Below are 14235 nucleotides of genomic sequence, written 5' to 3'. Positions count from 1 at the left end.
GCGAATACGCAGTGGGGCTATATAGTCACCTAAGGGCTAGGTACCCACGTTGAGACTCTTCACCAACGCTTGCGCTTCTTTTATAGAGGTCAAACGTATAAATTGAATAGGCGCATAGCGTGGATTCACCATATCGGCAAAGTAGCGTTTACGGTTTTGCCGCCACGTTTTTAGTGACCATAGCAGAACCGAATCACGGCTTAGAAATGTTTTGCGGAAGCTTTCGTGATTACCTGTACCGGGCCAAAGCTCCTCTTGGCTGATGATGCGTTTAACAGCACGGGTGAGGGCTTGGCTAAATACTCGCCAAAAGGGGTAGTCGATCCACACCACCATATCCACTTCGCGCCACTTTATATGCCGAGTACGGTCAAAATTACCGTCCAGTATCCACTCTTGAGGTGAGGCTGCTAAAGCCTCTTCCAGCTCGGCGAAGAACTCATCGTCCGGTGCTCCTTGCCAGTTAGCGCGCCAGAATAATTGATCAAGCTGGACGCATGGGGCGTTCAAGGCATCTGCGAGCTGCTTTGCAAGGGTACTTTTGCCACTGCCACTCGTACCAACCACATTAATTTTCATGGGAGTTCTCTTTAGGTGGCGCGACATTTTAATAAGTGCTCAAAGAGGCAGCAAGCGCACCATACGGCGTCAATGAGTACCCTGGTACCGTACCACCACTTTTAGAATGGACGCCCTCTATTGCCCCTCGGGGATAGCGCTTTACAGCGGCGAGCTGTTCCCGCAGTGGCAGGGCGATATACTGATAGGAGCGCTGGTAAATAAGAGGTGCGCCGGGTACGTTTATCTAACAATGGCCGCGAAGCCAGCGATGTAGAAGGCCTGTTTGGTGAGCTAGACGAGCGTATAAGAGATGTGCGGGTAAGGCCCAGAAGGTGAAGTGTACCTACTTACCGACAGCTCCGAGGGCAGGCTACTTCGAGTAGTGCCAGCAAAATAGTTCATGACCGTAGATGCTATTGTTGGCTTGGATGCGCCTCACAGAAAGGAAAGCCCATGATCCATTCAGAGCACCATCGATCTCACCGTTCCGGCTGGCTGCGTGCCGCTGTGATGGGCGCCAACGATGGCATCGTTTCTACTAGCAGTTTAATACTGGGGGTAGCCGCAGCCAATACCACTCAAAGCGGTATTATGCTGGCGGGTATTGCGGGCCTGGTGGCTGGCGCAATGTCGATGGCAGCGGGGGAGTATGTTTCGGTAAGCTCTCAGTCGGACACTGAAAATGCTGATCTCGATATCGAACGCAAAGCATTGGCGGAGCACTATGAACTAGAGCAGGAAGAGCTTGCCGCTATCTATGAAACGCGCGGCTTGACGCCCGAGCTGGCGCGGCAAGTCGCCGAACAGCTGATGAGCAACGATGCCCTGGGTGCCCATGCACGGGATGAAATTGGCATCACTGATACTGGTCAAGCGCGCCCGCTTCAAGCAGCCCTCTCATCAGCAGCGACCTTTACCACGGGCGCGCTGTTGCCGCTGTTGGTCGCCTGGTGGGCACCATCATCATTATTGACTCCTCTGGTAGCGCTGTTTTCACTGCTCTTCCTGGCTTTGTTGGGTGCTCTTGCGGCTCGAGTGGGCGGTGCACCTATCTTGAAAGCTGCAGCAAGAGTGATGTTCTGGGGCGCGCTTGCAATGGCGTTAACTTCTGCCATAGGGCGTGTGTTTGGGGTTGTGGCTTGAGTGCGTGAGCGCTGAATGTAGTGTTCTTGTCGAAAAGCTGGATTTCAGCGAGAAGCTTTTAGATGCACCACCAACATCCAGCTCGCGTATCTCTGGCAATTATCGACGTTGAAGTTCTTAGGTCAGACTGCAGCATTGCTGCGGCCAGAAGCCTCAATAATCTCATGGTGTATGCGTTGCTGCTGCTCAACTGAGAGGTTTTCGTACGAACAACCAAATAGTTGCTGAGCGTATCGCTCGAAAAGAGCAGCAAGGCTAGGTGGTGTTTTTTTTATTTGCTCTGCTCTCGCCAGCCCCTGCACACTTGTCAGTTTCCTATACTCATCCATGACTTGGTTGCGCATCGCATGACAGTACTCTGCTGCCTCAAGATAACTGATTCTGCCTGCTGAGATGTCTGCTTTAGCCGTCGAAGAAATACGCTGAATTTGCGATATATAACGTGCTCGGGTATGAGCATCGTTATTCGCATCAACACCGACACTGCGTTCTGCCTCGGTCATAGAGCCCCTCCTGGTAACGACTAGGCGCAAAGCGCTCACTGATTCATTATAGCTTTACCATCTCAAGTTTTACGCTTAAGCCATTCTGCCAGCGGCTCGCTGCGGGGCCATCGGCTTGCTCCGCCGGTTCAATCACCGAGTCATATATTCGCGACAACCTAACCGACGGTGCGAAAGGCCAGGTTCACAACTCCCGCAAGCATGTCTATCGCTTTAAAAAACCGTTAGATAGACCACTCGTGCTTGATGACACCCTGATGATAATTCACCCCAGCGTAAAAGCCCGCTATGAGCGCGACGCTAACTACCGGCCTCTCTACTTCCTGAATTCAACTAATAAGTGCAGCACCTGCGGTTTCTAGTGCTCCTGAATATTCTCCTAAAAACACCTGGGCTGGGGTTCGATATCCCAGCCGCTTTCTGGGTCTATCGTTCAGCTTGTGAACAACGCGTCGCAGCTCTGCATTAGTCACCTTCCGGAAGTCTGTACCTTTCGGAAAATACTGCCTGATCAGGCCGTTGGTGTTCTCGTTTGTCCCACGCTGGCCTGAACAGTAAGGATCACAGAAATACACGGAGGCGCTAACCGCTTTTGCGACCGTCTCGTGGTCTGCAAACTCCGAGCCATTGTCGAGCGTGATCGTCTTCACCGCGCCCCGACGAGGCTTAAGTAAACGGACCATGGCTCTCTGCGTTAGTTCTGCCGTTACCTTTGGCAGACGTGCCGCCAACAAGTAGCCACTTCGTCGCTCTACCAACGTCACTATCCCCGCTTGCTTGTGCCCATAAAGCACCGTGTCGCCTTCCCAGTGACCGATGGTGAGGCGTTTTTCGATAGCAGGTGGCCGATGCTCTATCCCCACACGCTTAGGAATCTTGCCTAGTCCTGCACTTTTGGCATGGGCACGATGTTTACTGCGACGCTTGGGCTGGCGGAGGTGTCGCCACAAATCGCCACCCTTGGCCTTATCGTCCCAGATCAGCGAATAGACCCATTGATGACTAACTCCTATCCCCGTCAACGGCGCCATAAAACCGCTAATCTGCTCTGGACTCCACTCTTCTCTAAGCCTGTCAGCTACGGCATTGATCAGGCTAGGGAGTTGCTTTGTCCACTTCCAGGCGGAGCGGCGTCTCTGATCGCTGTAACGCTGCGCTTGTGCGGGTTCATATCCCTTGGCACCCGAATTACGTCTCAGCTCACGGCTCACGGTACTGCTGTGAATGCCAAGCTGTTGAGCAATCTGACGTTGGCTCAATCCTACATCCCTATGGGCAAAAATTTGATATCGTTGTGCCTGGGTCAGTTGTCGGTATCCCATACTCTGCTTCACTTTGGTCGGTAAGGCGGAGAGGGTACCGCTGCTGGCCCTCCTGCCTCTACCGTATGATCCAAAGTGCTGCAGTTATTCTATGAATTCAGGCTTAAAAGCGTTGGTGGAAGAGTTCGGGTGGCAGGGGCTCACTGTGGGTAAGTGATCAGTACGGGTTGAATTTCGCCTAAGTGCCTGCATTGATAGAAGGATAAGCAATTCACAAGGAGTCGTTATGACAACGTTAGTGATTGGCGCGAATGGACAGATTGGCAAGCAGTTTTGCGAACTGGCCCAAAAAGCGGGCACGCCCATCAAGGCGATGATTCGCAGTGAAGAGCAGGCAGCCTGGTTCAAAGAGCACGGTATCGATACAGTGATAGCCGATTTAGAAGGTGAGTTTGAGCACGCCTTTGACGGTTGTGACCAAGTGGTCTTCACTGCGGGGTCAGGGCCCCACACCGGGCCGGATAAAACCTTGATGATTGACCTTTTTGGTGCCATTCGTACCGCCGATATCGCCAAGCAAAAAGGTCTCTCCCGCTACATCATGATCAGCGCTATGCGGGCAGAAAACCCTATGGAAGCGCCCGAAAAGCTGCGCCCCTATATGGCTGCTAAATTTGCCGCCGATGCCCACCTTCGCAACAGCGGTATGCCCTACGTTATTCTCAAACCAGGGCGTTTGACCGACGAAACCGCCAGCCAGCAGTTTGCCAGTTCACTGGATGAAGCAGGCGACAACCAAATCTCACGAGCCAACGTGGCCCATGCGTTACTTCACGCTGTGCAAAAGCCCGATTTGGTCAATCAGGAGTATCTGCTGCTGGATGGCAAACGCTCGATTGGTGAGATTATTCAGTAGTAGCGTCTTGCACGGAAGTTATCTGGCGGCTTAATTCACCCACCCCAACAATCGCCACCAAAGGTAGTCTAATGGCATCAATAGAAAGATCGTTATCAGCGCTAACGGGATGATAATCTTCAATAATTGGCTAAGGGGCTCTTTAGATAGCTGCATTGCCATAATCAGCGGCGCCACCTGATAAGGAAAGATTACCGTAGAAAAGCCGACGACCTGAGTCATCAATACGGCGGGTAGAGAGAGCCCTGAGGCGCCAGCGAGTTCTGCTGCCATGGGGGAAAGTACGGTAGGAACACTGGGGGTGGTGGCCACTACTCCCGTCAGGGTGGCCATCAGTGACAGCGATATAAAGTCCCCAAAACTGCCGCCATTGTCGGTTTCCATCAGTTGGGTAAAGCCTTGGCCCACAGCACTGCCAATGCCTGAAACGTTGACGAGTGTACCCAATCCCAGTGCCGCGGCCACAAATATCACAGTGCCAAAATCTACCACTGTGTTGAATGACTTCGGGTCTACGGCACCAGCCTTTGGCATCATTAGCACTACCGCCGCTACGAGTCCCACCCACGCCGGGTTTGCGCCGTGTAGTGTATCTGTTACCCAGAGGAGCAGGGTAATGCCCATGACTACAGCTACCTTTTTTTGCTGTGTAGCAGCACTGGTTGTTTTGATCGTCTCGATGGGCAGTTGGCATTGTGGTGCGATGCGAGCGGGAAATACCACGAGTACCAGTACCACGATTAAGATCGATTTCAGCATTCCCAGAATGGGAAAATGCAGTAGTAGATACTCCGCATAGCCAAGATGAATGCCATACAGACTTTCACTCGACCCTGCCAAAATCATATTAGGGAGGTTGGATGGAAGCACCGCAAAACTTGGCATGTTACAAGCGGCAGCAAGAGCGGTGGCTACGCCCAGGCGTCCAGCACTACCCGGCTCAAAGCCCACTCGTTCGGCTAGCGCTAAGCCGATAGGGATCAATACCACTGCTCGCCCCCCGGAAGAAGGCATCACAAACCCCAATGCCATAGCGGTAAACACTAACCCGCCAATCAACTTCGGGTAGCTTGCGGTGAGGAGCGGCGACAGCACTGCTGCTAGCCGATCGCCAAGCTTGCTAGATGTAATGGCTGAGCCAATGACAAATCCTGAGATAACCATCCACACGGCTGTCGAGCCAAACCCAGCGAATAGTTGCTCCGGCGGGAGCAAGCCGAATACGCTAACCAGCGCGAAAAATAGCAAACCGGTTAGGAAGGGAGGCAGCACGCCGGTACTCCATAGAACCAGCGTAATTACTACCACACTAGCGGCGTAAGAAAATGCTGTGGGATGGGGCGCTATGGGAAAAAGTGTCAGTAGCAAAGCGGCCAGCAAGGCCGTTGCCACCATGGCATGAGAGAAACTAAGCGAGCGAAGCATGGCGAGACCCTAGCTGTGGTGAGCCAATTGCGCGGTGCGCGCAGCTGGGCCTACAATAGTTTCTGTATGCTGACGTGTTAAGGGTAAGATGTGACAATAAATAGCGATAATGCGACAATGTCGCTGCCCAGTGATATAGCGTTCATCCTTGACCCTGCTCGTCCTGTATTGACCCATGCTCGCAGTATGCAGGCGGAAACCGGTGTCTTGCCTCACGCCCACCCACGCGGGCAATTGCTGTGGGCCAAGCAGGGTGTGCTGCGCGTTACTAGTGAACAGGCGGTGTGGGTTGTACCCTCTACCCACGGTGTATGGATACCCGGTAACTGCAACCACCAAGTGAGCTGCGAAACGCTGGTGGAAACCCGCAATCTCTACATTGACCCTACTTACCCGGTACGCGATCAGGACACCCAGGTGGTGATGGTGGCGATGACCGCGTTGATGCGCGAGATTGTGCTCAGGCTAAACGATTCTCCGAAGTGTAGCGGCGATGCCAGTACCGCTCGCCTAGGCTTAGTCGCTATTGATGAGCTCAATAGCCTATCCGCCGCGGACTTGTCGCTACCTGCTGGTACTGACCCGCGGTTGCGGCGCATTATTAGCCACATGGTTAGCCACCCAGACACCCGGCATATATTGGGCGAGCTGGCCAGCTTAGCTGGGGCTAGCGTGCGCACCTTGGAGCGGTTATTCAAGTCCGAAACCGGGTTGACCTTTCGTCAGTGGCGCACCCGTTTCAAGCTGATGAACGCGCTCGAAGCCTTGGATAGAGGCGAAAGTTCAACCGCTGTGGCCTATACGGTAGGTTATAAAAGCACCAGCAGTTTTGTGGCTGCCTTCAAAGCAGAGTTTGGCTATACACCCCAAGTCCACGCTCGCCGACTGTGACCTGACCCACGTCAAGACGTCAACAGACCCTAGCAACATATTGCTAGGGCATGGCGGACAACAGGCCCTTAACTCATGAATTCACCCCCTTCATGCCCTCCGGTGTATAGCGCTCGCCGATGACAGGAAGGCGAGCAGTGGCCGCCTCAAGTTGTTGCTGCTCATCAGTGGTCAGGGTGATGGACGCCGCTGCTGCATTCTCTTCAAGGTAGCGCAACCGTTTGGTGCCCGGAATCGGTACGATGTTGTCGCCTTTGGATAGCAGCCAGGCCAGCGAGAGCTGCGCAGGGGTGCAGCCTTTGAGTGCTGCCATGTCACCAATCACCTCCGCGATTCGGCGGTTAGAGTCCATGGCCTGTTCAGAGAAGCGCGGCAGGTTAGAACGAAAATCGTCTTCGCCGAAATCAGCGTTTTCTTGAAACCTTCCCGTTAAAAAACCTCGGCCGAGAGGAGAGTAGGGCACGAAGCCGATGCCGAGCTCCTTGCAGGTGGGCAGTACCGCTTGCTCCACGTCCCGTGTCCAGAGCGAGTATTCGGTTTGAACCGCCGTCACCGGGTGCACGGCGTGTGCGCGGCGCAGGGTCTCGTCGCTAACCTCGCAGAGGCCAATGTGGGCAATTTTTCCCTCTTTAACCAGTTGTGCCAAGCCCTCCATGGTCTCTTCGATAGGGGTTTCCGGGTTAACGCGGTGAACGTAGTAGAGATCGATCTGTTCGATGCCCAGCCGCTTTAGCGACGCCTCGCAAGCTTGGCGGGCATAATGGGCGCTGCTATCCAGGCTACGCTGATACTCACCAGGGTTGCGAACAATGCCGAATTTGGTGGCGATACGTACGTTTGGCTTATGGCTGGCAAGAAAACGGCCAATCAGCTCCTCGTTATGGTGTGGCCCGTACATATCCGCCGTGTCAAAAAAGTCGATTCCCAGCTCCACCGCCTGAGCCAACACCCGAAGCGACTCGCTATCGTCTCGGGGGCCGTAGAACTCGCTCATTCCCATGCAGCCTAAGCCAATGGCAGAGAGGGTCAGGTCGGTGCCGAGTGTACGTTTTTGCATGCTATATCTCCTGTAATGACTTACGAAACTATTGCCCATCAAGAGAGCGTGAGCCGTTTTCGAGCGCTTGTTGAAACGCGCAATAACAGCGTGGCACTATCCAATAATGAAAAAAATGAACGAGTTCGGTAAACCATTTTCCAGTTATGAAAACCAGATGCCCCGCGGGTGGGTCTGGGATGACACACGCGCCTTTCTGGCGGTGGCCCGCCAAGGCACTTTGAGCGGCGCGGCAGCGGAACTCCACCTGGGTATCGCGACGCTCTCCCGGCGTATCGAGCGGCTGGAAAAAGCCTTGAAGCTGCCGTTGTTTGTTCGTCAGCAGTCGGGCTATCAGCTTACTGAAGAAGGGGCCGGGCTAATCGAAAAAGCCGAAGCGCTGGAAGCCGCCGCAGCGGCCTTCTCTAGCGAGGGCGCACTCGCTACGCAGCTGAGCGGCAGGGTGCGCTTGGCCACCGCTGAAAACCTGGCCACGTCGTTGATTCTGCCCGCATTGCCACAATTTTATGCTCAGTACCCCGGCATCACACTTGAGCTGGTGACCGATATCACCACCGTCAATCTGCACCGTCGCGACGCTGATTTGGCGCTCAGAATGGTCAAGCCCGAGCGGGGTAATGTCACCCTTCGCCGACTCGGCTCGCTGGGGTTTGGGCTTTATGCTAGCCCCGGTTATGTGGCCCAGCGTGAGGTTCATCATGACGCGGGCAATTACGACAGCGACGCCTTTATTACCTGGGGAGAAATGCAAGCGCACCTGCCTGCCGCCCAATGGGTTGAGCGGGTTCTGCAAGGGCAGGAACCGGCGTTAACCACCACCTCGCTGGCGACCCAGCTAGCGGCGGCGAAAGCGGGGCTGGGGATAGCGGTGTTGCCGCATTTTCTGGCGTTGGAGGCTGGACTGGTGTGTGTCGCTGCGGATATTGGCGTGGATCAGCCCATCTATCTCGTTATTCAGACGGATCTCACCCAATCAGGCCGTACCCGGGCCGTGGCGGACTTTCTGACTGAGCTGGTGGCCAGTAACCGCAAGCGCTTGAGTGGGTGATATAGTCACTAAGTCTTCACTTTTTATCCGACAGGCCATCCATGACACCCACTGATATTGGCAGCGCCTACGATCAGATCACCCACCTCTGGCAAAGCGACAAATTCAATCTCGCTAACGGGATAGAGGCGCACAAAAGGGCGCTTTCGTTTGTGAAGGGCCGAGGAAAGGCACTCGATATCGGTTGTGGGTGTACCGGCCGCTTTATCGACTTCTTGCAACAAGAAGGCTTTACGCCTGAAGGCGTGGATATTTCCGATGAAATGCTGCGCCTCGCTAAGCAGAAGCACCCTGACGTGACCTTTCACCACCAGGATATTTGCCAGTGGCAGCCGCTGGAAAAATACGACTTTATCACCGCCTGGGACAGCATTTGGCATATTCCGCTAGTGCAGCAGGAAAGTGTGATGACCAAACTTATCGGAAGCCTGAATAAGGGTGGGGTACTGATCTTCTCTTTCGGCGGTACCGACGAACCTGGTGAGCATACCGATAGTTTTATGGGGCCCGAGGTCTACTACTCTACGCTTGGCACAAACGGCTTCGTATCCTTATTGATGAAGTTAGGCGCGGTGTGCAGACATCTGGAGTACGATCAGCACCCGGAGTTGCATACTTATTTGATAGTGCAGAAAAGGTAGCGTCGTGCTTTTCATCAATTAACTATTATCAGGACTGATCGTAATGTCCGCCGATGGCAAAAATATAAATAGCTTTGTCATCGAACCGGTAGATCAGCCGATCTCTTTGTGAAATGCGCCTTGACCACAAGCCAGAAAGATTGTGTCTGAGTGGCTCGGGTTTTCCGATACCAGCCGTTGGATCGTCAGAGCGGAGCATTTCTTTTAAGAGTTTGCAGAGCGCTTTATGCAGCTTCTTATCTGTTTCACGCATTTTTTCATAGGCTTCCCACGTACGGCCCTCAAATACCAGTGATCTCATTCATCTGCTCATTATCAGGTTGGTATCCTTGACCACGACTATGGGTATCTAGAGAAGCCGCAATTTGTTGCATGAGGTCTCGGTTCTGAAGCACATGCAGTGTTTCTTGCTCTCTTTCCCAGTCCTCAGCGCTAATCACCACAAACGCCTCTCCGGCACGACGGGTTACCTTTAAGGGTTCGTGCTGGCTAATCACTTGTTCTACTACGCTTTTCAGGTTGTCTCTGAATTTGTTAACACTGATAATATCCATAACGTCACCATAATGTACGGAAATTCCGTACAACTATATCTCACTAGCTCCGACAAGGCCAAGCGCAGCGATAGCTTTATCGCTGCGCTTGGCCTAGATTTCCTGAATTCATAGTTGCACGTGCTGGTAATATTGTGCAGCTAATAATACTTTGTCTGCATGATGTTGCTGTCTAAAAATCTGCTAATGGTCGATGTGAATGGTCAGTCCCTCTTTCCCCATAGCAATATGGTCAGCGAGTATATTTTGCTGATACTCCCCACCATTTTGCCGCCGGAATGGAATAGAGGATTCATTAAAAAGATTTTCGAGGCGTAGACGCCAAGCGGCTAGCTCCTTCGCTACGCTGACTTTCGAAAGTTTGCCGGTGCCATACACGGCATGGGTTGGCAGTACATCCATACCTGGGAAAAACAGGGCGCCGTGGGTGATGGGGAATAGCAATTCCTCCAAGGGGCCATTAATACCTCGGGGTGAATAGTCCTCCGCTGGGCCACCCACCATTACCGACAGTAATGCCCGTTTGCCTTTGAGAATACCGTCTCCATAGCGATAACGATTGCCTTCATCTTTGTATCCGTAAGCAAATCCATAGGCGTACACCCGGTCTATCCAGCCTTTGAGAATGGCGGGCATACCAAACCACCACAAGGGAAAGTGGAATATGACGGCGTCGGCGGCAAGCAGCTTGTCCTGCTCTGCGGCGACATCCTGCGTCTGCTGGTGAGTGGCATAGGCGTGCTGCGACTCTTGAATAAAGCCTAGCCGGTCATTATTTATACGGTTGGGGAAATCGTGCTCATCAAACGTCGCTTTCCAACCCATGCCATATAGGTCTGACTGCAGCACGGTTTGGCCTTGTCGCTCCAGTATTTGTACCGTTTCAGTTACGAACCGGCGGGTCAATGATGTGGGTTCTGGGTGCGCATACACAATCAATATGGTCTTGGACACTCTAATGCTCCTACAGGCGAATTTACTTGGTGGATACGCTAGAGATTGTGGGCAAGAATAAGCTATCAATGAAATTAATAGTTTTATGATCTACTATATAAAATATGGATAATAAAAGGCTGGATCTTAATTTGTTGGCGACCTTAGAGGCTTTGCTTGAAGAGCAAAATGTCACGAGAGCCGCCGCACGCCTGCATCTTAGTCAGCCTGCCGTCAGCGCTCAGCTGAGCCGCCTTAGGGATATGTTCAACGACCCGCTGCTCATTCCGGCTCACCGCGGGATGATGCCTACCACCAAAGCGTTGGAGTTACTTACCCCACTACGTATTGCACTGGATCAGGTGCGAGAGACGCTGATAACGCACCAGCACTTTGAACCTGCCCAAGCGTCGCTGACCATTACGATTGCATGCACCGATTACCTTCAAGCGGTCATTGGTTTGGCGGTCATGAACGAATTAAGGCGTCAAGCACCTGGCATTAGAATCGCCATACGTAGTCTGGAGCCACCCAGGCTGGAAGCTCAAATGGCACGGGGTGAAGTGGATCTTGCACTCATGACACCCGAAGAGGCGCCCAAGGTTTTACGAATCAGGCCGCTGTATGATGAGAACTATGTGCTGGTTGGATGCTGGAATCACTCACAGCTAAGTGAGGAAATGACGATTGAAGAGTATGTCCAGCTCGAGCATGTAATCGTTTCGCTCAGCGGAGGCGATTTTTCCACTCAGGTGGATCAGGTCTTACAAACATTGGGCTATAGACGCAATGTTGTTCTGTCGACATCTTCATTCCTGTTCGTCCTTGAGATTGTTGCTTACTCACGTTTTGTAGCACTGGTGCCGCGGCGTTTAGTTGCCCAGCGTTCCGACCTTAAAATTGTTGAATCCCCCATTAAATCACTGGGATTCAAAGTCGGTATGGTGTGGCATGAGCGCAATCATGGTCATAGTGCGCATCGTTGGGTGCGTGAGCAAATAGCACGTATCCTTTGCGCGAAATAAACGTTGATCAAGCCGTCATATTAGCAGCGTCCAGCCCCAACTCCCGCTTGAGCCACTCTGCCAGTGGCTCGCTTCGGTGGCTATCGGCTTGGCTGGGCAACCACAGGCACAGCCGGGCGGGGGTTTCGATACTTCCCCAGGGCGCAATTAGCCGCCCGCTCCTCAGGTCGTCTTCCACCAATAGCCTCGGCGCGATGGCGATACCCAGGCCCGCCACTGCCGCTTCCATCAAGTAGTAAAGGTGATCGAACCCCTGGCCTCTGCTTAGCGTCGCTTCAAGCTGTGCTAGCTCCAGCCCTTTGGTAGTGGCCCACTGCGGCCATGCCTGGGGGCGGGAAGATGTATATAAGAGCTTATTGGCAAGCAGCGATTCGGGCTTGGTTGCATCGCACTGGGCCGCCAGCTGCGGGCTTGCCACCGCACATATCTGCTCTTCCATCAGCTCGAATACCTCAACACCTGCGGGCCAGGGCGGCTCGGCAAACGCCAGGGTGGCGCTAGCATCCGTTTGTGTACCCGGCTGCTCGCTTTCACTCACTACCACCTGCAATTTCAGCTGGGGCAGCTCGTGGTGCAGACGATCCAGGCGGGGAATCAGCCAGCGGGCCAAAAGGCTGCCAGGGCAGGCCAGGGTGAAAGGAGCCTCTTCAACATCACGCTTGAGCGCTGCGCAACTATCCTTCAAGCGTGAAAACGCTTCACCAACACCACTCTGCAGTCGCTCCCCGTGCGAGGTCAGTACAATACCTCGGCCCGCTTTGGCAAAAAGTGCTACTCCAAAATGGTCATCCAGGCTCTTGAGCTGGCGGCTGACAGCACCGTGGGTAACGCTTAGCTCATCGGCAGCGGCAGTCACGCTACCCAATCGGGCAGTGGCTTCAAAGGCGCGCAGGGCGCTAAGCGGTGGCATGCTGTTTTGCATTAATACGTGACTCCAGCTCACATGTTGGTGACATCTTATCGATTTTTATCCCGGCCTGCTTGCGCTACTTTCATTGCATTGTTTGATAACGCATTCAGAGGTCGTGATGAATCAACCTGTAGACGTATCCCAGAGCCTGCCCGATGCCAACGGGCTATTTGGCAGCTTCGGTGGCCGCTTTGTCGCCGAAACGCTGATGCCACTGATTCTAGAGCTGCAAGACGAGTACACCATCGCTAAGAACGACCCCGAATTCCAGCGCCAGTTGGCTTATTTTCAGGGTGATTATGTGGGGCGGCCAAGCCCGCTCTACTTTGCCGAGCGGCTGACCGAGTACTTTGGCGGGGCGAGTATTTACTTGAAGCGCGAAGAGCTGAATCACACCGGCGCGCACAAGATCAACAACTGCATCGGTCAGGTATTGTTGGCCAAGCAGATGGGCAAAAAGCGCATCATCGCGGAAACCGGTGCAGGCATGCACGGCGTTGCCACCGCTACCGTTGCGGCGCGCTTTGGCTTGCCTTGTGTCATTTACATGGGCGCAACCGATATCGAACGTCAGCAGCCCAACGTATTCCGCATGAAGCTGCTGGGCGCGGAAGTCATCCCCGTTACCTCGGGCACAGGCACGCTAAAAGATGCCATGAACGAAGCGTTGCGCGACTGGGTAACGAATGTCGACGACACCTTCTACATCATTGGCACCGTAGCGGGGCCACACCCATACCCGGCCATGGTACGTGATTTTCAGGCCGTGATCGGTCATGAAACCCGTGCGCAAATGCTGGAAAAGAAAGGGCGCCTGCCGGATTCGCTAGTGGCCTGCATTGGCGGCGGTTCAAACGCCATGGGGATGTTTCACCCGTTCCTCGATGACCTTGATGTGAAGATGATTGGCGTAGAAGCGGGTGGCAAGGGCGTTAAAAGCGGCCTGCATGCAGCCAGCCTGAACGGCGGCACCCCCGGCGTGCTGCACGGCAACCGCACTTACTTGCTGCAAAACGAAGATGGCCAGATTATCGACGCTCACTCGATTTCCGCCGGGCTGGATTACCCCGGTATCGGGCCGGAGCACGCATGGTTGCACGAGCAGGGGCGGGTCGAGTACGTCTCTGCCACGGACGACGAAGCGTTGGAAGCCTTCCAGGTCTGCTGCCGCCAGGAGGGCATTATTCCAGCCCTGGAGACCGCCCATGCCCTGGCCGAAGTGGCCAAGCGCGCCCCCGGCCTGCCCCGCGAGCACTTAATGGTGGTCAACCTCAGCGGCCGTGGTGACAAGGACATGATGAGCGTGGCCCATCATCTTGGTGAAAAATTCGGGGTTAAACAGCTATGAGCGCAACACAGGAGAACG

Annotated in this window: 17 protein-coding genes; 8 read left to right on the top strand and 9 right to left on the bottom strand. The window is 53.9% G+C overall.

The window, feature by feature from the left end:
* Positions 1–36: 36 nt before the first annotated feature.
* On the bottom strand, positions 37–579 hold the full coding sequence (locus tag LMS44_RS15600; RefSeq protein WP_022522583.1) for a P-loop NTPase family protein: 543 nt from the start codon (positions 577–579) through the stop codon (positions 37–39).
* 106 nt (positions 580–685) lie between these two features.
* Here LMS44_RS15600 and LMS44_RS15595 point away from each other — a divergent pair, with 106 nt between their 5' ends.
* Both LMS44_RS15595 and LMS44_RS15590 read left to right on the top strand, forming a co-directional pair.
* Positions 686–835, top strand: a complete 150-nt coding sequence (locus LMS44_RS15595) for a PQQ-dependent sugar dehydrogenase (protein WP_233974233.1) — start codon at positions 686–688, stop codon at positions 833–835.
* Positions 836–1014: 179 nt separating this feature from the next.
* Positions 1015–1704 (top strand): VIT1/CCC1 transporter family protein, encoded by a 690-nt coding sequence (locus tag LMS44_RS15590; protein ID WP_009287590.1) that lies wholly within the window; start codon positions 1015–1017, stop codon positions 1702–1704.
* 122 nt (positions 1705–1826) lie between these two features.
* On the opposite strand, the gene LMS44_RS15585 is transcribed toward LMS44_RS15590, so the two are convergent.
* Both LMS44_RS15585 and LMS44_RS15580 read right to left on the bottom strand, forming a co-directional pair.
* Complete coding sequence (locus LMS44_RS15585; RefSeq protein WP_051052074.1) at positions 1827–2207, bottom strand: hypothetical protein; 381 nt, start codon at positions 2205–2207, stop codon at positions 1827–1829.
* A gap of 329 nt (positions 2208–2536) precedes the next feature.
* The gene (locus LMS44_RS15580) at positions 2537–3529 is read right to left on the bottom strand and encodes an IS30 family transposase (RefSeq protein WP_193054299.1); all 993 of its coding nucleotides are present in this window, start codon (positions 3527–3529) and stop codon (positions 2537–2539) included.
* Between the two features lie 226 nt (positions 3530–3755).
* On the opposite strand from LMS44_RS15580, the gene LMS44_RS15575 reads away from it, so the two are divergent.
* Positions 3756–4385 (top strand): SDR family oxidoreductase, encoded by a 630-nt coding sequence (locus LMS44_RS15575; RefSeq protein WP_039859619.1) that lies wholly within the window; start codon positions 3756–3758, stop codon positions 4383–4385.
* Between the two features lie 30 nt (positions 4386–4415).
* Here the strand turns inward: LMS44_RS15575 and LMS44_RS15570 are convergent, their stop codons facing one another.
* A complete protein-coding gene (locus tag LMS44_RS15570; protein WP_498945625.1) occupies positions 4416–5810 on the bottom strand; it encodes an SLC13 family permease in 1395 nt (464 codons plus the stop codon).
* Between the two features lie 90 nt (positions 5811–5900).
* Here LMS44_RS15570 and LMS44_RS15565 point away from each other — a divergent pair, with 90 nt between their 5' ends.
* Complete coding sequence (locus tag LMS44_RS15565; protein WP_009287591.1) at positions 5901–6701, top strand: AraC family transcriptional regulator; 801 nt, start codon at positions 5901–5903, stop codon at positions 6699–6701.
* Positions 6702–6774: 73 nt separating this feature from the next.
* Here LMS44_RS15565 and LMS44_RS15560 read toward each other — a convergent pair whose 3' ends face one another.
* Positions 6775–7758, bottom strand: coding sequence for an aldo/keto reductase (locus LMS44_RS15560; RefSeq protein WP_138801417.1), 984 nt, complete (start codon positions 7756–7758; stop codon positions 6775–6777).
* A gap of 106 nt (positions 7759–7864) precedes the next feature.
* On the opposite strand from LMS44_RS15560, the gene LMS44_RS15555 reads away from it, so the two are divergent.
* On the top strand, positions 7865–8806 hold the full coding sequence (locus LMS44_RS15555; RefSeq protein WP_022522592.1) for a LysR family transcriptional regulator: 942 nt from the start codon (positions 7865–7867) through the stop codon (positions 8804–8806).
* Positions 8807–8847: 41 nt separating this feature from the next.
* Positions 8848–9447, top strand: a complete 600-nt coding sequence (locus LMS44_RS15550) for a class I SAM-dependent methyltransferase (protein WP_009287594.1) — start codon at positions 8848–8850, stop codon at positions 9445–9447.
* Between the two features lie 28 nt (positions 9448–9475).
* On the opposite strand, the gene LMS44_RS15545 is transcribed toward LMS44_RS15550, so the two are convergent.
* The 3 genes from LMS44_RS15545 to LMS44_RS15535 all read right to left on the bottom strand — a co-directional run bounded on the left by LMS44_RS15545 (position 9476) and on the right by LMS44_RS15535 (position 10955).
* Positions 9476–9748 carry a Txe/YoeB family addiction module toxin gene (locus LMS44_RS15545; RefSeq protein WP_022522593.1) on the bottom strand — a complete coding sequence of 91 codons (273 nt, stop codon included), beginning with the start codon at positions 9746–9748 and terminating at the stop codon, positions 9476–9478.
* A complete protein-coding gene (locus LMS44_RS15540) occupies positions 9729–10001 on the bottom strand; it encodes a type II toxin-antitoxin system Phd/YefM family antitoxin (RefSeq protein ID WP_035584465.1) in 273 nt (90 codons plus the stop codon). Before LMS44_RS15540 ends, LMS44_RS15545 begins: the two co-directional genes overlap by 20 nt.
* A gap of 183 nt (positions 10002–10184) precedes the next feature.
* Positions 10185–10955 carry an NAD(P)H-dependent oxidoreductase gene (locus LMS44_RS15535; protein ID WP_022522595.1) on the bottom strand — a complete coding sequence of 257 codons (771 nt, stop codon included), beginning with the start codon at positions 10953–10955 and terminating at the stop codon, positions 10185–10187.
* A 131-nt stretch (positions 10956–11086) separates the two neighbouring features.
* On the opposite strand from LMS44_RS15535, the gene LMS44_RS15530 reads away from it, so the two are divergent.
* Entirely contained in the window at positions 11087–11959 is an 873-nt protein-coding gene (locus tag LMS44_RS15530) for a LysR family transcriptional regulator (protein WP_498945621.1), read from the top strand.
* A gap of 7 nt (positions 11960–11966) precedes the next feature.
* On the opposite strand, the gene LMS44_RS15525 is transcribed toward LMS44_RS15530, so the two are convergent.
* Positions 11967–12881 carry a LysR family transcriptional regulator gene (locus LMS44_RS15525; RefSeq protein WP_498945619.1) on the bottom strand — a complete coding sequence of 305 codons (915 nt, stop codon included), beginning with the start codon at positions 12879–12881 and terminating at the stop codon, positions 11967–11969.
* Positions 12882–12987: 106 nt separating this feature from the next.
* Here LMS44_RS15525 and trpB point away from each other — a divergent pair, with 106 nt between their 5' ends.
* Positions 12988–14217 carry a tryptophan synthase subunit beta gene (gene trpB, locus LMS44_RS15520; protein ID WP_498945617.1) on the top strand — a complete coding sequence of 410 codons (1230 nt, stop codon included), beginning with the start codon at positions 12988–12990 and terminating at the stop codon, positions 14215–14217.
* The last annotated feature ends 18 nt before the right edge of the window (positions 14218–14235 follow it).

It is taken from the genome of Halomonas profundus, from assembly GCF_020865425.1.
In the GTDB taxonomy this organism is placed as follows: Bacteria; Pseudomonadota; Gammaproteobacteria; order Pseudomonadales; family Halomonadaceae; genus Vreelandella; species Vreelandella titanicae.
Note: the sequence above shows the minus strand (reverse complement) of the source record. Positions and strands in the feature narration are given on the sequence as shown.